This is a genomic window from Roseibium marinum, from assembly GCF_002906165.1.
GTDB lineage: Bacteria > Pseudomonadota > Alphaproteobacteria > Rhizobiales > Stappiaceae > Roseibium > Roseibium marinum.
In genome coordinates this window covers 291,655-315,667 of sequence record NZ_PPCN01000002.1, presented here as the reverse complement: position 1 = coordinate 315,667, position 24,013 = coordinate 291,655, and the positions used below count along the sequence as shown (strand labels likewise).

Sequence of the window (24,013 nt, the reverse complement as noted above, 5' to 3'; positions counted from 1 at the left end):
GGCCAGAGCGGCAGGCCGGTTTGAAAAATAAACGCCTTGATTGAATTTTTCAGCCGTACATCCGCCGGAAATCGTCAAAAATGACATGATTTTGACCGGCCGGTGGCTGAATCGAATTGTCAGTCACAACAATGCCGTGACCTTTCCCAAGAGCAGCCATTGGGCAGTCGAGATCCCGCAGCACTGTCTGCCCGTTCCGGTTCAGCGGGTCGCAGGGGCTCGGTGAATGGACGGAATGGCAGGCTTTCCACGCGGAGTCGATTGAGGCTCATTGGCGCGGTTAAGCCTGAAAAACCAAACCCTTGGAGGTTAAATCATGTCCAAACGTCTTACAGCTGCTCTTCTTGTCGGTGCTTTCACAGCTTCCACCGCAGCGCTCGCACAGGGCATGTCGTTTGATGCCGTCGACAGCAACCAGGACGGGTTCGTCACCTTCGAAGAGATTTCGGCCGCCGTGCCGAGCCTGTCCGAAGACGTTTTCAATGCCGCCGACATGAACCAGGACAACCTTCTGGATCCGGACGAATTCGAAACCGTTCAGCCGTAATTCCGGCTTCAGGCAATTACCCCTCCGCTGTGCGCACAGCGGATTGTCTGATCACCGCCGGGACAGTTATCCCGGCGGTGGTTTTTTGGTCGTGTCAGTCGAGCCAGTAGTCAGGGGTCAGCAGAAGAATTGCAGCGATGATTTCAAGCCGGCCGATGATCATTTCCAGGGCCAGGAACCACTTGGCGGCATCCGGCAGTGTCTGAAAGGTCCCGGAGGGACCGATGATATTGCCGACGCCGGGGCCGACATTCGCAAGCGCCGTGATCGAGGCGCTCAAAGCGGTTTCCAGATCGAGATCCAGCATCATGTAAATCACGGAAAACGCCGCGAATGCACCCGTGTAAAGAACCGCGAAAATCAGAATTCCCTCAAGAACGTTGCCGGTGACGGCATGTCCCTGATATCGCGGTTCCGCCACCCGGTGCGGGCGCACGATCCTGCGTAACAATGACTGGATATAGCTGGTCAGGACCGCGATGCGGAACATCTTGAAACCGCCGGCCGTCGAGCCGCTGCAGCCGCCGAAGAAGGTCAGAACGAAAAAGATCGCGATCACGGCCGGTCCGAACTGGAGGTAGTCGTTCGCGGCGTAGCCGGTCGTGGTGATGACGGAGACAACATTGAACACCGCCAGCGTGAACATGTGGAACGGTGTGTCATGCACGATAAAGCGTTCGAAATAAAAGACGCCGAAGGATGCGGCGGTCACGAAGAAAAGCAGAAGACCGATTTGTGTGTCCCTGTCGAAACGTCTGCGTTCCAGGCTTCTTATCAGATACAGAAACGGTACGCTGGACAACAGCATGAACAGACTTGCGACCCAGTAGACCGCAGTACCGGAAAACTGGGAAAAGGACCGGTCGGAGGTGGAAAACCCGCCCGTGGAGACCGTCGTCATGGAATGGACGATGGCGTTGAAAAAGCTCATGCCGCAAAGCCGGTAGAGAAGCAGGCAGCCGAGGGTCAGGGTGCCGTAAAGCACAAGCAGCCGATAGACGAACGGTGCGATCTTGCCGTAAGGCTTGCTGGTTTTTTCCGACGATTCCAGTGCGAAGAGCTGGCTGCCGCCAACCCTCAGGCCCGGCAGCAGCCAGATCCCGAGCGCGACGACACCGATTCCCCCAACCCATTGCAGCAGGGCACGCCAGAGCAGGATGCCGGGCGGAAATCCGTCAAGGCCGGTCAACACGGTCGAACCGGTCGTGGTCAGTCCAGAGACCGCTTCGAAAAAGGCGTCCGTAAAGCTGATCCCCAGACCGCTGAAATAGAAGGGAACGGCTGCGGCAAGGGAAAAAGCGAACCAGGAAGCGTTCACGAACACGATCGCTTCGCGAAAATGGATCGGCGGCTTTTCGCCCCGAAAGGCTATTGTCGTCAGGATACCGGCCGTTCCCAGGAGCAGACCGGAGACGAGAAAGACGCGCCAATCCGGGTGCGCCGCAAATGCGTCGGCAATTGCTGGGATGATCATCAACAACGAAATCAGGATGAGCAAACGGCCGATCGGTAAGGCTATAGCTCGAAAATTCATTTACCGAGCATCCGGGATGGACGGCTGTCTGAACGGCAGTCGAAAGTATCAGATGACGCCCTTATCCACTTGTGCGGTGCCAAAAGCAAGGCAAGAGGGAAAACAGTCCCGTTGCGGACGCTGATTTGGCCCGAAAGAATGCGGAAGGGCTGGTTCGAGCGAAAAATACTGTGACAGGAGCCGCTACGTAAGAAAATTGTAATTTTTACCGAGGACCCTTGGCAGGGTCACACCCTTTTAAATCCAGATCGATTTAGCCGGACGAAGCGGTCCGCATTTCACGGTCCTGGTTCAGGGAAACGTTCAGCGCGGGGTGCATGATGCCGTCAGTTCTTTTCCGTCCGAATATCAACCGGCGCGCGTTTCTTGCAGGAACCGCGGGCACGCTTGTTCTGCCGGGACTGCTGACCGGCATGGCAAGGGCGGCAACCGAGCGGCCATCCCTGCCGATTCCTCAGCAGCTGTTTCCTGATTCAAAAGGCAATATTTCGCTTCGTACCGTTGCCGGCGAAATGAGTTTCATCGATGGGATGAAAACGCCGACTTATGGCATCAACGGCCCGTATCTCGGACCGGCGATAAGGGTTCGCAGGGGCGACACCGTCGCCATGAATGTCCGCAACGAGCTCGACGAGCCGATCACCATGCATTGGCATGGATTGAAAATTCCCGGCAAGGACGATGGCGGCCCTGCGGAGGCCATCGCTCCGGGGGCGTCCTGGGAGCCCCGGCTGAATATCGATCAGCCCGCGGCGACATGCTGGTTTCATCCGCATTATTATCCCACAACCGCCGAACAGGTGATCAAGGGCCTTGCTGGCCTGTTCCTGATCGACGACGACGAGGCCGATGCGCTGGGCCTGCCGTCCGAATGGGGGGTGGACGATATTCCGATCATCCTGCAGGACCGAAGGTTCAACAAGGACGGTTCGTTCTTTCACCGCTTCAACATGGCGGCCATCACGGTCGGCTATGTGGGGGACACCATGCTGGTGAACGGGGCCGTTTATCCGCAGGCCCGTACCGCCAAAGGCTGGTTGCGGCTGCGCATTCTGAACGGCTCGAACGCCCGGAGCTACAAGCTGGCCCTGTCAGGCGGCAAGTCGTTCTTCGTGGTCGGCAGCGATGGCGGTCTGCTGTCCGAGCCGGTCGAGCTGAAAGATCTGATGGTCAATGCGGGCGAGCGCTATGAGCTGCTGGTCGACGCCAGGGACGGCAACACCTTCGATCTCATGACGCTTCCCGTCGATCAGATGGCCATGAACCTGCCGCCGTTCGACAAGGCGTTGGCGGTCATGACCTTCCGGCCGGAGGACAAGGACGGGAAGGGCCGGTTGCCCGATGCCCTGGTGACCCTGCCGCCCCTCGCGAACCTCCCGGCTGACGCGAAGACCCAGAAACTGGTCTTCGGCATGAACATGGACAAGGAGGGCATGGGCATCTTCATGAAGGCCGGTCTTCCGAAACTGATGGAAAACGGCGAAGTCAATGCCGAAATCGCCGCTGCCGTGACCAGACTTCTGGTCGACGGGCCGAAACTGCCGGAAGATGTTCAGTTGTCGGCGAACACGATCAACGGAAAATCCTTCGCCCTGGACAAGGTCAATTTCGACGTTGCCATGAACCAGGAACAACGCTGGGTGTTTTCCGAGGGGACGGACGCCATGGAGCATCCGGTGCATGTTCACGGCTGCCAGTACCGGATCGTTTCCGTCAACGGAAAGGCGCCTCCGGCCTATATGGCGGGCTGGAAGGATACGGCGTCGATATCAAAAGGCGGAACCGTGGAGATCCAGGTGCGCTTCGACTATCCGGCGACCAGGGACAGGCCCTACATGGCGCATTGTCATATCCTGGAACATGAGGATTCCGGAATGATGGCCGCGTTTACCGTCTCGTGATGCCTGCCGCCGGAAAATCCGGCAGGTTTCCTTGACTCTCCGTATGCTTTCAGGCATAGACCCCCGAACTCCATATGAGTGAACGACAATTCGATCCGCCGACCGGGACCCGTAAAGAGATCCCGGAGGTCAACATCCGACAGCGCGACGCGCCCTCGGATGCGAAACTGCTTTGCGCGGGTTGATCGGCTTGGATTTAGGGCCCCGTTCGCCCATATGGTTCGGGAGATCTCCCGGAAATGACGACCTGAGGACCTGTTGATGTTTGAAAGCCTGTCCGATCGATTAAGCGGTATTTTCGACAAGCTCACCGGCCGCGGTGCTCTGTCGGAAAATGACGTCAATGAAGCGCTGCGCGAGATCCGCCGCGCGCTGATCGAGGCTGACGTCGCCCTTCCGATCGTAAGGTCCTTCACCGACAAGGTCCGCAACCGGGCCGTCGGCGCGGAAGTCGTCAAATCCGTGACGCCGGGCCAGATGGTCGTGAAAATCGTTCACGATCAGCTTGTCGAAATGCTCGGTGAAGAGGCCCATCCGATCGATCTGAACGCGCCGGCGCCGGTGGCGATCATGATGGTCGGCCTGCAGGGCTCGGGCAAGACGACGACAACCGCCAAGCTCGCGCGGCGCCTCACCCAGCGCGACAAGCGCAAGGTGCTGATGGCTTCGCTGGACACCCGCCGTCCGGCCGCCCAGGAACAGCTGAAGGTGCTGGGCGAACAGAACGGCATCGATACGCTGCCGATCATCGAGGGCCAGGGACCCGTCGAGATCGCCAAACGGTCGATGTCCGCCGCCAAGCTCGGCGGGTACGATGTGGTGATGCTGGATACCGCCGGCCGCATCCATATCGACGAGCCGCTGATGAAGGAAATGGCCGACGTCAAGGCCGCCGCCCAGCCTCATGAAATCCTGCTGGTCGCCGACTCCCTGACCGGCCAGGACGCGGTCAACCTTGCCAAGAGTTTCGACGAGCGGGTCGGCATCACCGGTATCGCGCTGACCCGAATGGATGGCGACGGCCGCGGCGGCGCCGCCCTTTCCATGCAGGCGGTGACGGGCAAGCCGGTCAAGCTGATCGGGACGGGTGAAAAATCCGACGCGCTGGAAGATTTTCATCCCAAGCGGATCGCCGACCGCATCCTGGGAATGGGCGATATCGTCTCGCTGGTTGAGAAGGCGGCCGAAGCCATCGATGCGGAGCAGGCCGCGAAGATGGCGAAAAAGATGCAGAAGGGTCAATTCGACCTGGACGATCTCGCCGAGCAGCTCAAGCAGATGGAAAAACTCGGCGGCATGGCCGGCATGATGGGCATGCTGCCGGGTGTCGGCAAAATGAAAAAGCAGATCGAGGCATCCAATATCGACGACAAGGTGTTCAAGCGCCAGGTCGCGATCATTCAGTCGATGACGTCCGTGGAGCGCCGCAAACCCGACATCCTGAAGGCAAGCCGCAAGAAACGCATTGCCGCTGGATCCGGCGTTCAGGTGGCCGAAGTCAACAAGCTTCTGAAGATGCATCGCCAGATGGCCGACATGATGAAGTCTATGGGCAAGAAAAAAGGCATGCTCGGCAAGCTGATGGGTGGCATGGGCGGCGGTATGCCGGATGTCGATCCGAAAGAGCTTGAGGAAATGGCCAAATCCGGCCAGTTGCCGGGCGGCATGGAGTTGCCGAAAGGCCTTCCGGGTGGAATGGCCGGAGGATTTCCCGGTGGACTGGGCGGTGCCGGGCTGCCGCCGGGCATGCCGGGTCTTCCGGGCCTCGGCGGACCGAGATTGCCCGGCCTGCCGGGTCTGGGCAAGGGCAAGAAGCGATGAGCATGAGCGAAGCCGAAACCCGGCTGGGTGAAAGCCAGGCCGTGGAAGAACTGAAAGCGCTCAGGGCGTCCATCGACAATATCGACGCGGCGCTGGTTCACATGCTGGCCGAACGGTTCAAATGCACCCAGAAAGTGGGTGTCCTGAAAGCAAACAACGACCTGCCGCCAGCCGATCCGGCGCGGGAAAAGATTCAGATCGAACGGCTGCGGCAGCTTGCCTGCGACGCCAATCTCGATCCTGATTTTGCCGAGAAATTCCTGAACTTCATCGTTCGCGAAGTGATCCGGCATCATGAAGCCATTGCCGCTGAAGCCGGCAACTGAAAAACTGGAGAAAATAAAATGGCTACTAAAATTCGCCTTGCACGCGGGGGTTCCAAGAAGCGCCCGTATTACCGTATCGTTATCGCGGACATCCGCGCTCCGCGCGACGGCCGCTTCATCGAAAAGGTCGGTTCCTACGACCCGATGCTGCCGAAGGATTCCGAAGACCGCGTCAAGCTTGATGTCGAGCGCATTCAGTATTGGCTCAATACCGGCGCCAAGCCGACCGACCGTGTTCACCGTTTCCTCGACGCCGCTGGCCTTCTGAAGCGCGATGCGCGCAACAATCCGAAGAAAGCCGAGCCGGGTGCAAAGGCAAAAGAGCGCGTGGAAGCCAAGCGTCTTGCCGATGAGGAAGCTGCCGCCGCTGCTGCCGCGCCTGCGGAAGAAGCCGCTGCCGAAGCACCCGCCGCTGAGGAAGCCGCCGCTGAATAAGTACCACGATCATGGCCGTAGCGGCCTGTTCACCAGAGCAACCGGTCCGCGCCCGTCAGGGCGCGGCAGGTTTCAGGACTTGCTGAGATGAGCGTATCGGACGATCAAAAAGTTCTGATGGCCCTGATCGGCGCGGCCCATGGCATTCGCGGCGAGGTACGGGTCAAACCGTTCGGCGGCGATCCGCTTTCCTTTTCCGATTACGGCACGCTGACCACGAAGGACGGTAAACGCTCCTTTGAAGTTGAACATGCGCGTGTGAAGAAAACGGTCGTGATCACCAAATTCAAGGGGATCGCCGACCGCAACCAGGCGGAGGAACTCAATGGCGTTGAGCTTTATATCCGCCGGGATCAGCTTCCCGAACCTGATGAAGATGAATTCTACTACTCGGACCTGAACGGTCTCACGGTCATCGATCAGTCCGGTAAGATGCTGGGGAAAGTCGTTTCCGTGCAGGATTTCGGCGCCGGGGATCTGCTGGAAATCCGTCCGAGGCGAGGCGGGACCTTCTACGTCCCGTTCACGAGAGAAATCGTGCCGGAAATCAGTCTTGCGGAAAAACGTGTGACTGTGGTCCTGCCGGACGACTATTTATCCGAGGGCGTGCCGGAACCGTCCGAGGGTTGACCGGAGAAATAGCGTCTTCGCACGGGTTCAAGTCCCATCTGACCCAGATTCAATTCTTCCTGTTCATCCTCAACAGCCTGCCTGCTCTCCGAGCGGATGAGGGCGATCAGCGCGACGATCAACGCCACCCCGACCCCATTGGCAAAGGTATCGGGCAATGACATTTCGTGATGCGGCAGAAGCCCCTGCACAATCTCGCCGGCGATCCCCATGCCGAAAGCCACGACAGCCGAAATGCGCAGGCGGCAGCAGAACAGGGCGTGGATGGCCAGGGTCAGCAGGGCAAAAAAGCCGATATGGATGACCTTGTCGTATGGGTGTCCGACGCCGGTGTTGAACACCAGTCCGACCAGGACACCAAAGACTATCAACACCGCCAGCGGTGCGACCCGGCTGAAGGAAATATCCAGATAATGCCGGTCGATCCGGTCCTGTAAAAAGGCGGGGAGCTTCACTCGCAATGAAGGGAATTTGACCACAGTGGTATATCCGGTTGAATCAGTCCTCAACGATCGCATGCCGACCCTTAATCAGAACTTTCTCTCCGGCAAATAACCTGTTGATCGGACGTTCTTTCCTCAGTCTGGTTAACAATTTCCTAGCGCGCGCCGCTTTCAATTGGACGCAGACAAGATGCTCTACCGCGTTTAAACCGGTCCAGGACCGGATTGAATTACCGGCGTGCGATTATCGGCAGGGACAATCATGACCTTCTCAGCATCAGTTCTGACGCTTTATCCGGACATGTTTCCGGGCCCCCTGGGACACAGTCTCTCCGGGCGGGCGCTTGAGAAGGACCTTTGGCGGCTGGAGGCCAGCCAGATACGTGATTTCACCACGGACAAACACCGCTCCGTGGACGATACTCCGGCCGGCGGCGGGGCCGGGATGGTTCTCAGGGCGGACATTCTGGCAAAGGCGATCGATGCCGCCTCGCCCGCCGGCGATCCGCGTCCGAGACTGCTGATGAGCCCGCGCGGCGTTCCGTTCACGCAGGCCCGGGCGCATGAGCTGGCGGAGGGACCGGGTGCGGTCATCATCTGCGGCCGGTTCGAGGGGGTGGACCAGCGCGTCATCGATACGCGCGGCCTGGAGGAGGTTTCCATCGGCGATTACATTCTTTCCGGAGGCGAAATCGCCGCGATCAGCCTTCTCGATGCGGTCGTCCGGTTGATTCCCGGGGTGATGGGCAATATGGAAAGTGCCGAAACGGAGAGCTTCGAGACAGGACTGCTGGAACATCCGCACTATACCCGCCCGGCGGAGTTCGAGGGCCTGTCCATTCCGCAGGTGCTGACCTCCGGCAATCATCGGAAGATCCACGAGTGGCGCATGGCGGAAGCCGAAAGCCTCACCCGCGAACGTCGCCCGGATCTGTGGGACGCCTATATGGCGGACGAGGACGACGTGGATTGAAGAATCCGCATGACATTTGCGGAAAATCCCTGTATACGCCCGCGGAAGCTGGGTGAAGGTATGTCTCTTTTCAGGGGACCTGCTTTTCGACAATGAGCCCCGGACGTTCCGGAAATCTCATGAAAATCCGGCGGATATGCAACATGGCCCAGAGCTGGTGAATTCGTTCCCTGACTTTCGGAGAACGCTCTGACCGCTTTGTAAATGAAAAGGGAAACATGCCATGAATATCATCGAGCAGCTGAATGCCGACGAAATGGCGAAAATCGAAGAGCAGCGCAAGCTGCCGGAATTTTCGCCGGGTGACACCGTTCGTGTCAACGTGAAGGTCACCGAAGGTACCCGTACCCGTACCCAGGCCTATGAAGGCGTGTGCATCGCTCGCTCCGGCGGCGGCATCAACGAAAGTTTCACGGTCCGCAAGATTTCCTACGGTGAAGGCGTGGAACGTGTGTTCCCGATTTTTTCGCCGATGCTGGAAGGCGTAGAGGTTGTCCGCCGCGGCAAGGTCCGCCGCGCGAAGCTCTATTACCTGCGTGACCGTCGCGGCAAATCGGCCCGTATTGTCGAAAACACCAATGTTCGCTCCAAGCGGCTTAACGATGAAGTCCGTGCGGAAGCCACCGCTGTAAAGACCGCCAAGGCCGAAGCGAAAAAGGCCGAGCAGGAAGCTGCGGAGACCGCAGCCGAATAAGCCCATGCGGCATTCCGGTTTCGAAAGGCGGTCCTTGAGGCCGCCTTTTTGATATCTGCCGGCATGACAGGCGCGGCCGGCCGGTCAATCCCAGTTGAATTCAACTCAACTCGCAATGCTTGACCTTCAAGCAGAGCTGGGTCATTCACTATCTAAATTCTACATAATGCCGCTCTGCCGTCTCAGATGACGCCAGGCGTGCAGGCCGATGCGATCGCTGTGACAAACGGCGCGGCCGAACCGGACGGAACGAGGAGAGACCCATGGTCAAGGCACGGACGCTTTACGACAAAATCTGGGACGACCACGTGGTCGACATGCAGCCGGACGGCACCGGTCTGCTCTATATCGATCGCCACCTGGTGCATGAAGTCACCAGTCCGCAGGCCTTTGAAGGCCTGCGCATGACCGGCCGGAAGGTGCGCCAGCCGCTGAAAACCCTGGCGGTCGTCGACCACAACGTGCCGACCACGGACCGCAGCCACGGCATTGACGATCCGGAGTCCGCGCTGCAGGTGGAAACACTGGCCAAAAACGCGGCTGAATTCGGTGTCGAATATTACTCCGAACTCGACATGCGCCAGGGTGTGGTTCATATCATCGGGCCCGAACAGGGGTTCACCCTGCCCGGCATGACCATCGTGTGCGGCGACAGCCATACCTCGACCCACGGTGCCTTCGGTTCCCTGGCCCACGGTATCGGCACGTCGGAAGTCGAACATGTGCTGGCCACGCAGACGCTGATCCAGAAAAAAGCCAAGAACATGCTGGTGAAGGTCGATGGACGGATTCCGGACGGCGTGACCGCCAAGGACATTGTTCTGGCGATCATCGGCAAGATCGGAACCGCCGGCGGGACCGGTTATGTCATCGAGTATGCCGGCGAGGCCATCCGGTCGCTGTCCATGGAAGGCCGGATGACGGTCTGCAACATGTCCATCGAAGCCGGTGCCCGCGCGGGCCTCATCGCTCCGGACGAGGTCACCTTCGACTATATCAAGGGCCGGCCGAAGGCTCCCAAGGGCGAGGCCCTGGACATGGCATTGGCCTACTGGAAGACCTTGCATACCGACCCCGAAGCTTATTTCGACAAGGTCGTGGAACTGGATGCGGCCAAGCTGCCGCCGATCGTGTCTTGGGGATCTTCGCCGGAAGATGTCGTTTCCGTGGAAGGCGTCGTGCCGGATCCGGCTGAAATCGAGGACGAGAACCGCCGCCAGTCCAAGAAACGCGCGCTGGAATATATGGGTCTCGAGCCGGGTACGAAAATCACGGATATCCGGATCGACCGGGCGTTTATCGGTTCGTGCACCAACGGACGTATCGAAGACCTGCGTGCGGCAGCGGCCGTGATCGGCAATCACAAGGTTGCGGAAGGTGTCAGTGCCATGGTGGTGCCTGGCTCCGGGCTGGTGAAGGAACAGGCCGAGGAGGAAGGCCTGGACGTCATCTTCAAGGAAGCGGGTTTTGAATGGCGCGAACCGGGCTGTTCCATGTGCCTGGCGATGAACGCCGACAAGCTGAAGCCGGGCGAGCGCTGCGCCTCGACCTCCAACCGGAATTTCGAGGGCCGGCAGGGCCACAAGGGTCGTACCCATCTCGTTTCTCCGGCCATGGCGGCGGCGGCCGCGATCGCGGGTCACTTCGTCGATATCCGCGACTGGACCGTCGACTGATTCGGGACAGGAACCGGAATTTTGAAGGGCGCCCGCGGGCGCCCTTTTACGTTGTTTGGGTAAAATCGCCGGCCTGAGACAGGGTTTGCGCGTTTTGATCAAGCGATTCAGAGGTTTACGACAGCCCCTTTGCCAGACTGCGCCTATCAACAGCCGACGCCAGAAATGATTCTGACCGGGCTTCACAAGACTGTCACCTCGGCACTACAATACTCCCGTCACAAAAGGACATATTCCGCTGTCCGATTGACCGGACGACGGAAAATCCGGCAAGATCAACCCGGCTTTCAGGTGGGACCACGGGAAAGCACGCGTTGATCGGGCATAAGATGTGAGAGCATCTCAATCGCGTTCATGCGAATGCGGGGTGCTCAGGGTTTGAGGAGCGGAAGGTGACGATAGCGGTTTCGTCGGGAGCCCATCCGGCGTTGGTGCTCAATGCGGATTACCGGCCTTTGAGTTACTATCCATTGTCTTTGTGGTCCTGGCAGGACACCATAAAGGCGGTGTTTCTGGATCGGGTGAACATCGTTTCTGAATATGACGTCGCGGTCCGAAGTCCGAGCTTCGAATTCCGATTGCCCAGCGTCGTTTCGCTCAAGACCTTCGTCAAGCCCAGCCGTTATCCCGCCTTCACCCGCTTCAACGTCTTTCTTCGCGACAAATTCCAGTGCCAGTATTGCAGCGCCAAAGACGAGCTGACATTTGACCACCTTATTCCGCGCTCAAAAGGCGGCTTGACCACCTGGGACAATGTCATTACGGCCTGCTCACCCTGCAATTTGCGCAAATCCAACAAGTCCTGCAAGCAGTTGAACATGTGGCCGATGCATATGCCGTTTCAGCCGACCATTCAGGACCTGCACAATAACGGTCGCGGCTTTCCGCCCAACTACCTTCACGACAGCTGGCTCGATTTTCTCTACTGGGATACCGAACTGGAGCCGTAAACATCGCTAACGATGTACGACGCTCCGGACTGGAGTGATGCCGCAGGCATAGAAATTTTATTCAAATGCCGCGATTATTCGACTTGTCGCTGTATTATTCTTGGTAGTTCTCAAGCTCCAGCGTGTAATTGTTTCATTAGTTAATGGTTGTTAATAATTTAGCTAAGGTTCGTTTAACAGAATAAGTACCTTTTTGTAATAAGTGTCTCGTCTCACCGTGAGGCAGATATGTTCAACCAGAAATTCAATTCGTGCCGGGGCCGCGTTAAGCGATTTTTCGCCGAACAGGACGGCGCCGTGTTACCGCTCTTCGGGATCATGGTCATTCTCATGGTCGTGATCATGGGCGCGGCCGTGGATGTCTCCCGAACGGTGAATGCCCGGGAGAAGCTGTCTTACGCTCTCGATTCGGCGGCGCTGTCCGTTGCCGCGGAGCTTTCCACGTCCCTGATGGACAACGAAGAGATACAGACTGCCCTGACCGACTCGTTCAGAGCCAACCTGGACGGTGAGGGTTTCCTGGAAGAGGCGATCGAAAATCTCGCGTTCACTGTCGATACGGAAAACGGACTGGTAACGGTTACTTCCTCAGCGACTCTGGACAACTATTTCGTCGACTTTGGCGGGTACATGAAGAAGACTATCGGACCGGCGTTCTTTGCCTTCGGCACCAGCGCACAGGTTACCTTTTCCAGATTCGACGTGGAACTGGCGCTGGTGGTGGATGTGACGGGCTCCATGCGATACGACATGGACACGCTTCGCACGGCATCCAGCAGCCTCGTCAATATTCTCATTCCCGAAAACCTCGACGAAGAAAACAGCAAGGTCCGCATTTCCCTGGTTCCCTACAGCCAGGGGGTCAATCTCGGAGACTATGCCGACAAGGTGAAGGGAGGTCCGTTCGGGTATTCGGACGGTAGCGTCTGTGTCACCGAGCGTCAGGACTACGATGACGGGTCCGAAGAATATGACGTGAGATTCACCGATGAATCCTACGACTATTACGACGAAGCCTCACCGCCGCCGAAAGACACATTTTATGGCGGTGGCAGCAACAGCTGCTCGAAGGACTCGGAAATGATTCCGCTCACCTCGAACCGCGATGCCCTCATGGATGCGATCGAGGATCTGGACGACAACGGCGGGACAGCCGGCCAGACGGGCATCACCTGGGGCTGGAACAGCCTGTCGCCGAATTATGGCGATGTCTGGCCGAGCGATAGCGTTGGCGAATCCTATGATAACGAGGATGTCCTCAAGTTCGCGGTCATCATGACAGACGGTGATAACAACCGGTATTACGACTTCATCGAGACGGAATGGCAATGCACGCGCTGGAAGTATGGCAGTTGCAAGAAATATGAAGAGGTCGACGTTTTTAAATGGGAGGAAAAAAGCGAAGGTCAGGGCTATGACAATGAATCCTCCACAGCTTCACGAGGACTTTGCGACGGAATGAAAGCGGCGGGGATCGAGATATTCGGTGTCTATTTCGGCAACAACAACAACTCCGCCGGGGCAAGGAACATGCAGTACTGCGCCAGTGAAGGAAACTATCATCAGGCGACGAGCGCGGAAGATCTCATCGATGATTTTTCGAACATCGCCCGAAAGATCCAGCAGATCTATCTTTCAAAATAATCCGCGCCAACTGAGCCGGCGAAGAAAAAGCCTGCCGATAGGGCAGGCTTTTTTGTCTTTCAACCGGCGCTGGTCTTAACGGTTCTGCCGATTGTCGATCAGTTCGTCGACGACGGCCGGGTCCGCAAGGGTGGAGGTGTCGCCGAGACTGTCGAAACTGTCTTCCGCGATCTTGCGCAGGATGCGGCGCATGATCTTGCCGGAACGGGTCTTGGGCAGCCCGGGGGCGAACTGGATGAGATCCGGCGAGGCGATCGGGCCGATTTCAGCGCGGACGTGTTTCACCAGTTCCTTTTTGAGTTCGTCCGACGGCTCTTCACCCTCCATCAGCGTGACATAGGCATAGATGCCCTGCCCCTTGATGTCGTGCGGATAACCGACCACCGCGGCTTCGGAAACTTTCGGATGCGCCACCAGCGCACTTTCGACTTCCGCCGTACCCATCCTGTGACCGGAGACGTTGATCACGTCATCCACGCGGCCGGTGATCCAGTAGTAGCCGTCTTCGTCGCGGCGGCAGCCATCCCCGGTGAAGTATAGGCCCTTGTAGGTGGCGAAATAGGTCTGAACGAACCGCTCGTGATCGCCGTAGACGGTACGCATCTGACCGGGCCAGCTGTCCTTGATCACCAGATTGCCTTCGACCGCGCCTTCAAGGAACTTGCCTTCCGCATCGACGATAGCCGGCTGCACGCCGAAGAACGGGCGGGTGGCGGATCCAGGTTTCAGGTCGGTCGCCCCCGGAAGCGGCGTGATCAGGATGCCACCGGTCTCGGTCTGCCACCAGGTGTCGACGATCGGACAGCGCTTTTCGCCGACGACATTGTAGTACCAGTTCCAGGCTTCCGGGTTGATCGGTTCGCCCACGGATCCCAGTAGGCGAAGCGACTTGCGCGATGTCCCGGTGACATGTTCGTTGCCCGCGCCCATCAGGGCGCGGATGGCGGTCGGCGCGGTGTAGAAAATGTTTACGTTATGCTTGTCGCAGACTTCCCAGAAGCGGCCCGGTCCCGGATAGGTCGGAACCCCCTCGAACATCAGGGTCGTCGCGCCATTGGCGAGCGGACCATAGACAATGTAGCTGTGTCCGGTGACCCAGCCCACATCCGCCGTGCACCAGTAAACATCGCCTTCATGGTAGTCGAAGACATATTCGTGGGTCATGGACGCATAGACGAGATACCCGCCGGAGGTGTGCACCACACCCTTGGGCTGGCCGGTGGAGCCGGAGGTATAAAGAATGAAGAGCGGATCCTCCGCATTCATCTCGACAGGGGCACAGTGGTCGGAAACCCGGTCGGCTTCCTCATGATACCAGACGTCGCGGCCAGCTTTCATGGCGACGTCGCCACCGGTGCGATTGACGACGATCACGCTTTTGACCGGAGCTTTTTCCACTGCCTTGTCGACATTGGCTTTCAGCGGCACCTTGCGTCCGCCACGCAGGCCTTCATCGGCTGTGATGACACATTCGGATTTGCAGCCCTCGATGCGCTGGGCGAGGCTGTCCGGGGAAAAGCCGCCGAATACGATGGAGTGAACGGCGCCGATCCGGGCACAGGCCAGCATGGCGTAGGCCGCTTCGGGGATCATCGGCAGATAGATGGTGACCCGGTCGCCTTTCTTGACGCCCTGGCCGTGCAGGACGTTGGCGAATTTGTTCACCTCGTGATGAAGCTGCTTGTAGGTGATGATCTTGCTTTCGCTCGGATCATCGCCTTCCCAGATAATGGCCGGTTGGTCGCCGCGTTTTTCCAGATGTCGGTCGACGCAATTGGCGGAAACGTTCAGCGTGCCGTCCTCGTACCATTTGATCGACACGTTGTGATAATCGTAGGAGGTGTTCTTTATCCTGCTGTAGGGTTTGATCCAGTCGATCCGCTTGCCGTGCTCGCCCCAGAAACCGTCCGGATCTTCCACCGAGCGCTGGTACATTTCCAGATATTTGGCATTGTCGACATGCGCCCGCGCGGCAACCTCCGCGGGAACGGGAAAAACTGAGTCTGACATGTGAAAACCTCCCAGAAACCACAATGGGATCAGCGTCGGGCGGATGCCTTCAGCGCTGATCTATTTGTCGGCGGCCATTATGCGTATGGCCCCATAAAGCGTCCAGAACCAAGATTTGGTACTTTAGTCGGCGAGTCTTTGGTCTAGACCGACCCGCAGGATCGATCTTAATCGGCGAAGACACCTTATCTGTATTCATCTGTATGCAAAATGCTGTAAATCAAATTACTGTCACTGCCGCCGAAAAAGCCCGGCCGGCACATCGGGCACCGCAGGCCTTTCAACGCCCGTTTCGACATGCCGGCAATAGAATGCCGCTTTGGAAAGCGCGTTGACTCAGTAGCTTAGCCAGCCGATCAGAATGCCCTGCACCAGAAACACGCCGAGCCAGTGGCCGCCGTCGATCAATGTAAGCGTCCATGGTTTTCCCTGGAAACGGTGATTGACGATCTGCGTGGTCATGACGATGCCGACCCAGACCAGCAACGCGGAAATGATGCCGTTGCGGATGCTGGTTTCGCCGCTATGGAAGATAATCCCGGCAAAGACGAAAGCCATGATCACCTGACAAAAGAAGGACGTGCCAAGGGTAGCCGAAGCCGGTCTGGTCTGTTCCTTGCCGATCCCGGCTGCCTTCATCCACGCCTTGCCGAGCAGGCCATACCAGATCGCGCCGAAAATAAAGGATGTAATCGCGGCGGCAGCGACCGCGACCAGATTGATACCGTCAAACATATCTGTCTCCTCCGCTTTTTTACGGATCAGGTTGAAAGCAAACCGGAGAAAGATCAAGCATCTGTCGTCGGTACCGGTCTGATTTTCACCCAGACGCCGAGAGACCCGCATTCAAGAAACCCGAGCTGGCGATAGACCTGCAGCAGATCGGTATTGCTTTCGTAGGTACACACAGGTCTGTGCGGAAAGGGTTCCAGAAGATCGTGCAAGGCGCTGTAGCGCCAGTTCTTGCGGCAGAAGATATTGGTGAGGCCCAGCAAGTCCTTGCCATTCAACCTGGGGCCGCTGTTGCAAACGGCTCCCGCACGGATGGCGCCGTCCTTCATGATCGCCGCGAAATCGACGGTCTTGTTCTCAAGCAGTGCCTGAGAAAAAACGCCATAAAGCGCTTCGTCCCCGTTCCACGACGCCTTCCACTTTTTCAGGCCTTCCGGCTGGGTGACCTTGTGCCAGTTGGGGCTGACAGGCGGTTTGCGGACAGGCCGCTCGGGGCGGAACAGCCATGTCGCGGTCTGGAGTTTGCGGAAACCGGCAGGTTCAAGATCGAGGCAATCGTAACTGTCCTTCACGGCTGCGTTCAAGGGAAGCGCTTCCAGGGCGGCATAGAAATCCCCGCTCTGCTTCGGTGCCAGGGTCACGATATTGGGATAGAGCGGCAGCACCGCGCCTTCCGCCTGCCAGAAGCCCGACTGGAACCGTGTCGCCGCGCCGGCGGATTTCAAAACCGCATCGCACCAGAGCGCGTTGTTGCGCGCGCAGGCGTCCTGTCTGTCAGTATTCATTCAGGTCAACTTGGGGTCCGGAACCTAGGGCCGTTCAGGCGTTGAGCCCGCCTTTTTCGATGATGAACCTTACCACGGTTCCCACACCGTCGCCGATCTTTGTGTTTGCGAACACGAAAGGCCGCTCCTTGCGCATTTTTTTCGCGTCCCGGTCCATCACATCCAGATTGGCGCCGACATAAGGCGCCAGGTCCGTTTTGTTGATGATGAGGAGGTCGGACCGGGTGATGCCGGGGCCGCCCTTGCGCGGGATTTCCTCGCCGGCGGCGACATCGATGACATAGAGCGTCAGGTCGGCAAGTTCGGGAGAAAAAGTCGCCGCCAGATTGTCCCCGCCGGATTCGATCAGGATCAGGTCCAGATCCGGAATGGAGGAGGTGAGATCATGCACGGCGGCGAGGTTGATCGAGGCGTCTTCACGGATGGCGGTATGCGGGCAGCCGCCCGTTTCGACACCCCGGATACGGTCGCTGGAAAGCGCCTGGGAGCGCATCAGCGCTTCGGCATCCTCGCTGGTGTAGATGTCGTTGGTGATGACCGCGAGCGAATATGTGTCGCGCATGGCCTTGCAAAGCCTGTCTGTCAGGGTGGTCTTGCCGGAACCGACCGGACCGCCGATGCCGACGCGCAAGGGACCGTTTTTTGAACTCATGACCGGAACAGCCTCGAATACTGGGTTTCATGCGCCATGGAGGCGATGTCCGCGAGAAAGGTGGACGAACCGAGATCGTCAAGGCCGCAAGCGGCGGCCTCGTTCGCAACCCCGGCAATGACCGGCTCGAGCGCGGCCAGAACCTTCTGGCCGTCGCTCTGGCCGAGGGGAACGACCCGCACGGCCACCGAAATGAGATTGGCTGTGAAGGTGTGCAGGAAGGATGTCAGGGCCGCTGCTTCCGGGATAGCATGGGCCGCGCAGACAAGGCCCAGAACCACCGGATAGGGCCATGGATCCCGGTTCTCTCCGGCAACACCTGTGGCAACGCCCGCGAACAGCCTGCCTGCGGGTGTGCCGCTTGGGGGCATCCAGCTGCCGGCGACCGCCGCCAGGAACGCTGTTCCCTGGGCGCTGGATTCCAGATGTCTTTCCTTCGACGGCTGTAGCGCGAGACCGAGTTCCCGCAGTTCCTCAACGGTATCCGCGTCGCCTCGGCCGGCTGCCTGAAAGGTTTCTTTCAACAGGATGGCGTCGCTGCGTCCGGCGCCGAAGCGCAGGATATCCTGCAGCCAGACCTGGAGGTCTCCGGCGCTGTTCACCCCGCCCTGGTCGATCACCTGTTCCAGTCCGTGGCTGTAGGTGAAGGCGCCGATGGGAAAGGCCGGCGAGAGAAAGGTCAGGAGCCGGTAAAGCGCCGGCAGGGTGACGGCCTCAGTCATGAGAGGGGCCGTGGTGGCGATGCCCGCCGGAATGGCTGTGGGAATGCCCATCATCCTGTTCGTGCCCGTGATCGCGCCCGTGCCCATGATCGTGACTGTGACCATGCGTCCGGCCGTGACCGTAAGCCCCGCCTTCCGGATCGAACGGAGCCGTGACCGGTGTCAGTCCGCCACCAAGCCTGGAAACCATGTCCTCGATCACATGATCCCGGCGGATCCTGAGCGTTTCGCCCATCAACTGCGTCGGCAGGTGCCTGTTGCCGAGATGCCACGCGATCTTGACGAGATGTGCCGTATCGCGCGCCGCGATCTCGACCAGATCCTCAGGTTCCGCCAGCACCTCGACGATCCTGCCGTCTTCCAGTTCCAGCCCGTCGCCATGATGCAGATGCACCGCATCGGGTTCATCGAGCAGAAAGGACAGGCCGTTTTCTCCGCTCATGACGGCGCGCCTGCGGTGGCGGTCCTCCCGGTCGAGGGTGATCCGGTCGGCGGGCCGGTTTGGCCGGCGGTCTTTGGGCCAATTGCCGGCGGCATGGATCTTGTGAACGCGGATCATGTGGCCTCTGCGAGTTTCGCCTTCATGGTCCGGTATGCCGGCCGGTCCCTGAGGCGTTTGAAATAGGCGTATAACGGCCCCTCCCCGGGCAGATCGAATTTCGCGGTGACGGCCCAGCCGGAACAATGGCCGATGATGATGTCGGGAACCGTGAAGGTATCGCCCATCACGAAAGGCCCGTCGCCCAGACGTGCTTCAAGCGTTTCCAGGCCGCGCGCGAACTCCATCCTGCAGACGTCCTTGATGGCCGGGACGCGTATATCCTCCGGATGAACGAAGGCGTTCTTGGCCGCGGTCCAGAGCGCGCCGTCCAGCACGTCCACGGCGAACTGGGTGAAGCTGTCCTGCCGGGCGCGTTCCAGGGTTCCTGCGGGAAAGGTACACTTGCCGTGCCTGTCGGCGAGATAGGTGCAGATCGCGACGGAATCCGGAATCGCCGTTTCTCCGTCGATCAGAACCGGCAGCTTGCCGTCCGGACTGACGGCGGTGACCGCTCCGGACCGCGGCGGTGCGAGGTCGAGCTCATAAGGCTCCCCAAGCTCCTCCAGCAGCCAGATCACCCGAATGGTGCGAGTGCGCGGAAATCCGATGACTTTATACATTTTTCCTCCCGGAACGGTTTCTCCGGGAACTTAGAACAGGAAATAACGCTGCGCCATCGGCAGGACCTCGGCCGGTTCGCAGGTGAGCAGTTCGCCATCGGCGCGCACTTCATAGGTCTCCGGGTTCACTTCGACATTTGGCATGGCGTCGTTGAGGACCATCGATTTCTTCGAAATGCCGCCACGGGTGTTTTTCACCGGCAGAACCAGGCTGTCGAGACCGGCTTTATCCTTGACGCCGTTGTCATAGGCGGCCTGCGAGACGAAGGTCACCCGGCTCCGGGTCATAGCCTTGCCGAAGGCGCCGAACATGGGCCGGTAGTGAACCGGTTCCGGCGTCGGAATGGAGGCGTTCGGGTCGCCCATGGGGGCGGCGGCGATCGTGCCGAGTTTCAGCACCAAGTCCGGTTTCACTCCGAAGAATTTCGGGTCCCAGAGCACCAGGTCGGCCAGCTTGCCGATCTCGACGGAGCCGATATGTTCATCGAGGCCCTGGGCGATCGCCGGATTGATGGTGATCTTGGACATGTAGCGCCTGACGCGGAAATTGTCGTTCTCGCCGGTTTCCTGGGACAGGCGGCCGCGCTGGACCTTCATCTTGTGAGCTGTCTGCAGCGTGCGGATGATCACCTCGCCGACCCGGCCCATGGCCTGACTGTCGGAGGCAATGATCGAAAAAGCGCCCATGTCGTGGAGAATGTCCTCCGCCGCGATGGTTTCCTTGCGGATGCGGCTTTCGGCGAAGGCGACGTCTTCGGGAATGGCGTTGTCCAGATGATGGCAGACCATGAGCATGTCGAGATGCTCTTCAAGCGTGTTGACCGTATAGGGCCGCGTCGGGTTGGTCGAGGACGGCAAGACGTTCAGTTCGCCGCAGACCTTGATGATGTCCGGCGCGTGGCCGCCCCCCGCGCCTTCCGTATGGAAGGCATGAATGGTGCGGTTCCTGAAGGCGTCGGTGGTGTTCTCGACAAAGCCGGATTCGTTCAGCGTGTCGGTATGGATCATCACCTGCACGTCATATTCATCGGCAACCGACAGGCAGTTGTCGATGGCGGCCGGTGTGGTGCCCCAATCCTCATGCAGTTTCAGCGCACAGGCGCCGGCCAGGATCTGTTCTTCAAGGGCGGCGGGCAGAGAGGCGTTGCCCTTGCCGGCGAAACCCAGGTTCATCGGAAAACTGTCGGCGGCCTGAAGCATCCGGGTGATGTGCCATGGGCCCGGAGTACAGGTCGTCGCGTTGGTGCCTGTGGCCGGACCGGTGCCGCCGCCAACCATGGTGGTGACACCCGACATCAGCGCTTCCTCGATCTGCTGCGGGCAGATGAAATGGATATGGACGTCGAGCGCGCCGGCGGTGAGGATCTTGCCCTCGCCGGCGATCGCCTCGGTTCCCGGACCCACGACAATGTCGACGCCGGGCTGGACATCCGGATTGCCGGCCTTGCCGATCCCGACAATACGGCCGTCCTTGAGACCCACATCGGCCTTGACGATGCCCCAGTGGTCGACGATCAGCGCGTTGGTGATGACCGTGTCGACGGCACCGGCGGTTCTGGGCGCCTGGGACTGGCCCATGCCGTCGCGGATGACCTTGCCGCCGCCGAACTTCACCTCTTCGCCGTAGGTGGTGAAATCCTTTTCAACCTCGATGACGAGATCGGTATCGGCAAGGCGCAGCCTGTCGCCGGTGGTCGGTCCGAACATGTCCGCATAGGCGGCGCGGGACATTTTGTAAGCCATTTTATCTCCAATCGGCGATCAGAAAGTCAGTTGTCGTAATCCTCGACGGTGGCATTGAGATCCTCCGTCCGCTTCAGGGTCAGGACGATCAAGCAGTTCCGGTAGAGTTCATTGCCGCGGGTTCCGCCGCGAAACGGAAAACTGTAGGCGGTGCAGTCCTTGTCGCTGTAGGTCTTCCAGGCCGCCTGCGCTTCTACCAGAGCATGAGGGCTTCCCTTCAGATGATCCGGCAGTTCAGCGTCCATTTCGACCAGCTTGGCGTGAAGCCGGTCATAGGCCTTCCGCATTTCCGCTTCGGTCTCGCTCAAGGCCTTCTCCGCGCAGTAGGTGCGTTCGGAATTGGTGAGCGGATAGCCGCAGTCGACGTTTTCCTGAGCCTGCGCAGTGACAGTCAGGAGCAGCATCGCCAGGAGCCCGGCTGAAAGCGTCAGTATGCGGCAAGGCACAAACATCAGTTCCCCAGCCCCTCCGCCAGCGTTTTGAGATCTTCGGTCCGGTCGGTGGTGATCTTGCGCAGACATTCATTGATCAGCAGTGGCGTGATCGAACCGCTGTCGGGATATTCGTAGACCAGACAGGCCTTGTCCCGGTAGCCGATCCAGGTGCGCTGGGCGCCGCGAAGCTTTTCCCGCGATCCGGGCGACCAGTCCTTCACCACGGCCATCGCGGCCTTGTAGGCCTCGTTCAGCGCTTCGTCGGCGGTCCGGTAGGCCCGGGCGGAACATTCGTTCAGCTCCAGCTGGGTCTGTGCGTCCTTGCATGGGTCCACAGGTGCCTGTTGCGCGGCGGCGATCGCCGGCGGCAGGACTGCAAAAGCAAGGATCAGGGCGGCGGAGCGCGAACGCATCATCTCTTTCCTCAAGCGGATCAAAGCGTTCCCATGATCTTCTGGTTGAAGCCGTAGACCGTGCGTTCGCCACCGTAAGGCACCAGTGTCACCGACCGGGTCTGGCCGGGCTCGAAGCGCACGGCGGTTCCGGCCGGAATATCGAGGCGCATGCCCCTGGCACTGTCCCGATCGAAGGCAAGACCTTCATTGGTCTCGAAGAAATGGTAGTGGCTGCCCACCTGGACCGGGCGGTCGCCGGTATTGGATACATCCAGCGTCACCGTCTCCAGCCCGGCATTCAGCTCGATCTCACCCTCGGCGGGGAAAAGTTCTCCGGGGATCATTTTTGTCTCCTTCAAAAGGCTCATCGGATGGGGTCGTGGACGGTTACGAGTTTGGTGCCATCCGGAAAGGTCGCTTCAACCTGAACGTGGTGGATCATGTCGGCAACACCGTCCATGACCTGATCCCGGGTCAGAACCTTGCCGCCGGCCGCCATGAGATCGGCCACGGTGCGGCCGTCCCTTGCACCTTCGACGATGAAATCGGTGATCAGCGCGATGGCTTCGGGATGATTCAGCTTGACGCCGCGTTCCAGGCGGCGGCGCGCGACCATCGCGGCCATGGAGATAAGCAGCTTGTCTTTTTCGCGCGGGGTCAGCTTCATCGGTGGATGTCCTCCATATATATCGCCTCAGGCTCTAACAATGCCAGACACGCGGCAGGTCCGCCGAGCGATATCCGGTCAAAAAGGTGATCAGGGCGTTGCGCAGGTCGCGGCTATCATCGGACACGAACCGGACCGTCAGCAAGCCGTTCCAGGCACTGGCCGCGGCACGCACCGTGCCTGCGGCAAGATTGTCGAGACAGGAGCGGGCCAGCGCCAGACGGTCCAGCGCATCGGGGGTGCAGTCGACAAGCGTTGCCACGGCCTGCCCCTCCCTCGCGGTCGCCGGTCCGGCCAGGATCTGCTCCGCATTGCCCTCCAGACGGAAATCATCGGCAAAGACAAGCTTGCCGTTGCGGCGGATACGCCAGCTGTCTCTAAAAAATACCGAATTGACCCGTTCTCCCATGGCCTTGCGGCCAAGAACGACCGTTTCCAGCATCAGGAACCGTGCGTTGGATTCAAGCTCGGCCCGCAGAGACCGGGAGAGGCCGGAACGATTGAAGAGAATCGTTTCCTGGGGCAGCCATTCGAGAACGGCGTCTTTGCCCGCGGTCAGAAGACTTGTCACTTTTGCCGAGCCGCTCACGCTCTGATAGGCGCGTTCAGCGGTCTGGCTGGTCACAATTGCGTGTGCGCCCTCCGCCAAATCGACTTCATAGGACAGGCGGTCGCCGCCCGTCAGGCCGCCCGCCGTATTGATGAGAACGGCTGTCCGTGGCAGATCGTAGACCTTCGGGAGACGAATTTTCGCGGCGCCGCTCTGATAGAGGTCGGTGAGCCGGGTCGTGCCGCCGGATACGGCAAACGCCACGCGCGCGGAACCGTTCACGCGCTGCATGGCAATGGTTTTCAAGCCTGAATCTGATGCCACCCCAGCATCATACATGAGTCTTTCGCTCCCCGGGTTCCCGGCACATCGTTTTTATCGGACGGCTCTCTCGAGCATGTTGCGGGCTTCGTCCGGGATGCAAGAAAGAAGTTGGTCGCGCCAATCTTAGCAAGAGCCGGGCCAAGGAAGAGAATGTGGGCGGAGGCAATGGAGCTGGGCAAAAATCGCAGGTTTTTCCGGAGCTTGCAGCCGCCAGTTCCGTGAATTTGCCTTAAAAATCAGCAAATGCTAAAAAAATTGGCATTT

26 protein-coding genes are annotated in these 24,013 nt (G+C 59.3%); 11 read left to right on the top strand and 15 right to left on the bottom strand.

The features are described from left to right. Window positions 1–316 precede the first annotated feature (316 nt). On the top strand, window positions 317–547 hold the full coding sequence (locus CLV41_RS08420; protein WP_103222021.1) for an EF-hand domain-containing protein: 231 nt from the start codon (window positions 317–319) through the stop codon (window positions 545–547). Window positions 548–641: 94 nt separating this feature from the next. Here the strand turns inward: CLV41_RS08420 and CLV41_RS08415 are convergent, their stop codons facing one another. Continuing rightward, on the bottom strand, window positions 642–2,021 hold the full coding sequence (locus CLV41_RS08415; RefSeq protein WP_103222020.1) for a TrkH family potassium uptake protein: 1,380 nt from the start codon (window positions 2,019–2,021) through the stop codon (window positions 642–644). A 380-nt stretch (window positions 2,022–2,401) separates the two neighbouring features. Between CLV41_RS08415 and cueO the strand changes: the two genes are divergently transcribed. The 5 genes from cueO (at window position 2,402) to rimM (ending at window position 7,194) form a co-directional block, all read left to right on the top strand. Next, window positions 2,402–3,982 (top strand): multicopper oxidase CueO, encoded by a 1,581-nt coding sequence (gene cueO, locus CLV41_RS08410; RefSeq protein ID WP_170107148.1) that lies wholly within the window; start codon window positions 2,402–2,404, stop codon window positions 3,980–3,982. 261 nt (window positions 3,983–4,243) lie between these two features. After that, window positions 4,244–5,803, top strand: a complete 1,560-nt coding sequence (gene ffh, locus CLV41_RS08405; protein ID WP_103221864.1) for a signal recognition particle protein — start codon at window positions 4,244–4,246, stop codon at window positions 5,801–5,803. A 2-nt stretch (window positions 5,804–5,805) separates the two neighbouring features. Next, window positions 5,806–6,129: a chorismate mutase gene (locus CLV41_RS08400; RefSeq protein ID WP_170107147.1), complete on the top strand. Its 324-nt coding sequence runs from the start codon at window positions 5,806–5,808 to the stop codon at window positions 6,127–6,129. 18 nt (window positions 6,130–6,147) lie between these two features. Next, window positions 6,148–6,564, top strand: coding sequence for a 30S ribosomal protein S16 (rpsP, locus tag CLV41_RS08395; protein WP_103221863.1), 417 nt, complete (start codon window positions 6,148–6,150; stop codon window positions 6,562–6,564). Between the two features lie 87 nt (window positions 6,565–6,651). Then, window positions 6,652–7,194: a ribosome maturation factor RimM gene (gene rimM / locus CLV41_RS08390; RefSeq protein ID WP_103221862.1), complete on the top strand. Its 543-nt coding sequence runs from the start codon at window positions 6,652–6,654 to the stop codon at window positions 7,192–7,194. Here the strand turns inward: rimM and CLV41_RS08385 are convergent. Next, window positions 7,155–7,673, bottom strand: coding sequence for a VanZ family protein (locus tag CLV41_RS08385; protein ID WP_103221861.1), 519 nt, complete (start codon window positions 7,671–7,673; stop codon window positions 7,155–7,157). The two genes, rimM and CLV41_RS08385, sit on opposite strands and share 40 nt — an antisense overlap. Window positions 7,674–7,899: 226 nt before the next feature. Between CLV41_RS08385 and trmD the strand changes: the two genes are divergently transcribed. From trmD to CLV41_RS08360, 5 genes are all read left to right on the top strand, one after another. Next, a complete protein-coding gene (gene trmD / locus CLV41_RS08380) occupies window positions 7,900–8,610 on the top strand; it encodes a tRNA (guanosine(37)-N1)-methyltransferase TrmD (protein WP_103221860.1) in 711 nt (236 codons plus the stop codon). 223 nt (window positions 8,611–8,833) lie between these two features. Then, window positions 8,834–9,304 carry a 50S ribosomal protein L19 gene (rplS, locus tag CLV41_RS08375; protein WP_103221859.1) on the top strand — a complete coding sequence of 157 codons (471 nt, stop codon included), beginning with the start codon at window positions 8,834–8,836 and terminating at the stop codon, window positions 9,302–9,304. 263 nt (window positions 9,305–9,567) lie between these two features. Then, window positions 9,568–10,980: a 3-isopropylmalate dehydratase large subunit gene (gene leuC / locus CLV41_RS08370; RefSeq protein WP_103221858.1), complete on the top strand. Its 1,413-nt coding sequence runs from the start codon at window positions 9,568–9,570 to the stop codon at window positions 10,978–10,980. A gap of 392 nt (window positions 10,981–11,372) precedes the next feature. Then, window positions 11,373–11,930, top strand: a complete 558-nt coding sequence (locus CLV41_RS08365; RefSeq protein ID WP_103221857.1) for an HNH endonuclease — start codon at window positions 11,373–11,375, stop codon at window positions 11,928–11,930. A 297-nt stretch (window positions 11,931–12,227) separates the two neighbouring features. Then, the gene (locus tag CLV41_RS08360; RefSeq protein ID WP_208987376.1) at window positions 12,228–13,574 is read left to right on the top strand and encodes a TadE/TadG family type IV pilus assembly protein; all 1,347 of its coding nucleotides are present in this window, start codon (window positions 12,228–12,230) and stop codon (window positions 13,572–13,574) included. A 75-nt stretch (window positions 13,575–13,649) separates the two neighbouring features. Here CLV41_RS08360 and acs read toward each other — a convergent pair whose 3' ends face one another. The 13 genes from acs to CLV41_RS08295 form a co-directional block, all read right to left on the bottom strand. Next, window positions 13,650–15,584, bottom strand: coding sequence for an acetate--CoA ligase (gene acs / locus CLV41_RS08355; protein ID WP_103221855.1), 1,935 nt, complete (start codon window positions 15,582–15,584; stop codon window positions 13,650–13,652). Between the two features lie 336 nt (window positions 15,585–15,920). Next, complete coding sequence (locus CLV41_RS08350) at window positions 15,921–16,319, bottom strand: DUF1761 domain-containing protein (protein WP_103222018.1); 399 nt, start codon at window positions 16,317–16,319, stop codon at window positions 15,921–15,923. A gap of 53 nt (window positions 16,320–16,372) precedes the next feature. Next, the gene (locus CLV41_RS08345; protein ID WP_103221854.1) at window positions 16,373–17,101 is read right to left on the bottom strand and encodes a hypothetical protein; all 729 of its coding nucleotides are present in this window, start codon (window positions 17,099–17,101) and stop codon (window positions 16,373–16,375) included. 34 nt (window positions 17,102–17,135) lie between these two features. Further along, the gene (ureG, locus tag CLV41_RS08340) at window positions 17,136–17,753 is read right to left on the bottom strand and encodes an urease accessory protein UreG (RefSeq protein ID WP_103221853.1); all 618 of its coding nucleotides are present in this window, start codon (window positions 17,751–17,753) and stop codon (window positions 17,136–17,138) included. Next, complete coding sequence (locus CLV41_RS08335) at window positions 17,750–18,580, bottom strand: urease accessory protein UreF (protein ID WP_235867092.1); 831 nt, start codon at window positions 18,578–18,580, stop codon at window positions 17,750–17,752. Before CLV41_RS08335 ends, ureG begins: the two co-directional genes overlap by 4 nt. Continuing rightward, window positions 18,468–19,034 (bottom strand): urease accessory protein UreE, encoded by a 567-nt coding sequence (locus CLV41_RS08330; protein WP_103221852.1) that lies wholly within the window; start codon window positions 19,032–19,034, stop codon window positions 18,468–18,470. The genes CLV41_RS08335 and CLV41_RS08330 overlap by 113 nt, the downstream gene beginning before the upstream one ends. Then, complete coding sequence (locus CLV41_RS08325; RefSeq protein WP_103221851.1) at window positions 19,031–19,636, bottom strand: glutathione S-transferase family protein; 606 nt, start codon at window positions 19,634–19,636, stop codon at window positions 19,031–19,033. Before CLV41_RS08325 ends, CLV41_RS08330 begins: the two co-directional genes overlap by 4 nt. 30 nt (window positions 19,637–19,666) lie before the next feature. Continuing rightward, on the bottom strand, window positions 19,667–21,379 hold the full coding sequence (gene ureC / locus CLV41_RS08320) for an urease subunit alpha (RefSeq protein WP_103221850.1): 1,713 nt from the start codon (window positions 21,377–21,379) through the stop codon (window positions 19,667–19,669). A 26-nt stretch (window positions 21,380–21,405) separates the two neighbouring features. After that, on the bottom strand, window positions 21,406–21,831 hold the full coding sequence (locus tag CLV41_RS08315; RefSeq protein ID WP_103221849.1) for a lysozyme inhibitor LprI family protein: 426 nt from the start codon (window positions 21,829–21,831) through the stop codon (window positions 21,406–21,408). Next, window positions 21,831–22,226: a lysozyme inhibitor LprI family protein gene (locus tag CLV41_RS08310; protein ID WP_170107146.1), complete on the bottom strand. Its 396-nt coding sequence runs from the start codon at window positions 22,224–22,226 to the stop codon at window positions 21,831–21,833. Before CLV41_RS08310 ends, CLV41_RS08315 begins: the two co-directional genes overlap by 1 nt. A 20-nt stretch (window positions 22,227–22,246) precedes the next feature. Beyond that, window positions 22,247–22,552, bottom strand: a complete 306-nt coding sequence (locus tag CLV41_RS08305; RefSeq protein WP_103221847.1) for an urease subunit beta — start codon at window positions 22,550–22,552, stop codon at window positions 22,247–22,249. A gap of 20 nt (window positions 22,553–22,572) precedes the next feature. After that, window positions 22,573–22,875, bottom strand: coding sequence for an urease subunit gamma (locus CLV41_RS08300; protein ID WP_103221846.1), 303 nt, complete (start codon window positions 22,873–22,875; stop codon window positions 22,573–22,575). A 34-nt stretch (window positions 22,876–22,909) separates the two neighbouring features. Next, window positions 22,910–23,749: an urease accessory protein UreD gene (locus CLV41_RS08295; RefSeq protein ID WP_208987375.1), complete on the bottom strand. Its 840-nt coding sequence runs from the start codon at window positions 23,747–23,749 to the stop codon at window positions 22,910–22,912. Window positions 23,750–24,013: the final 264 nt, after the last annotated feature.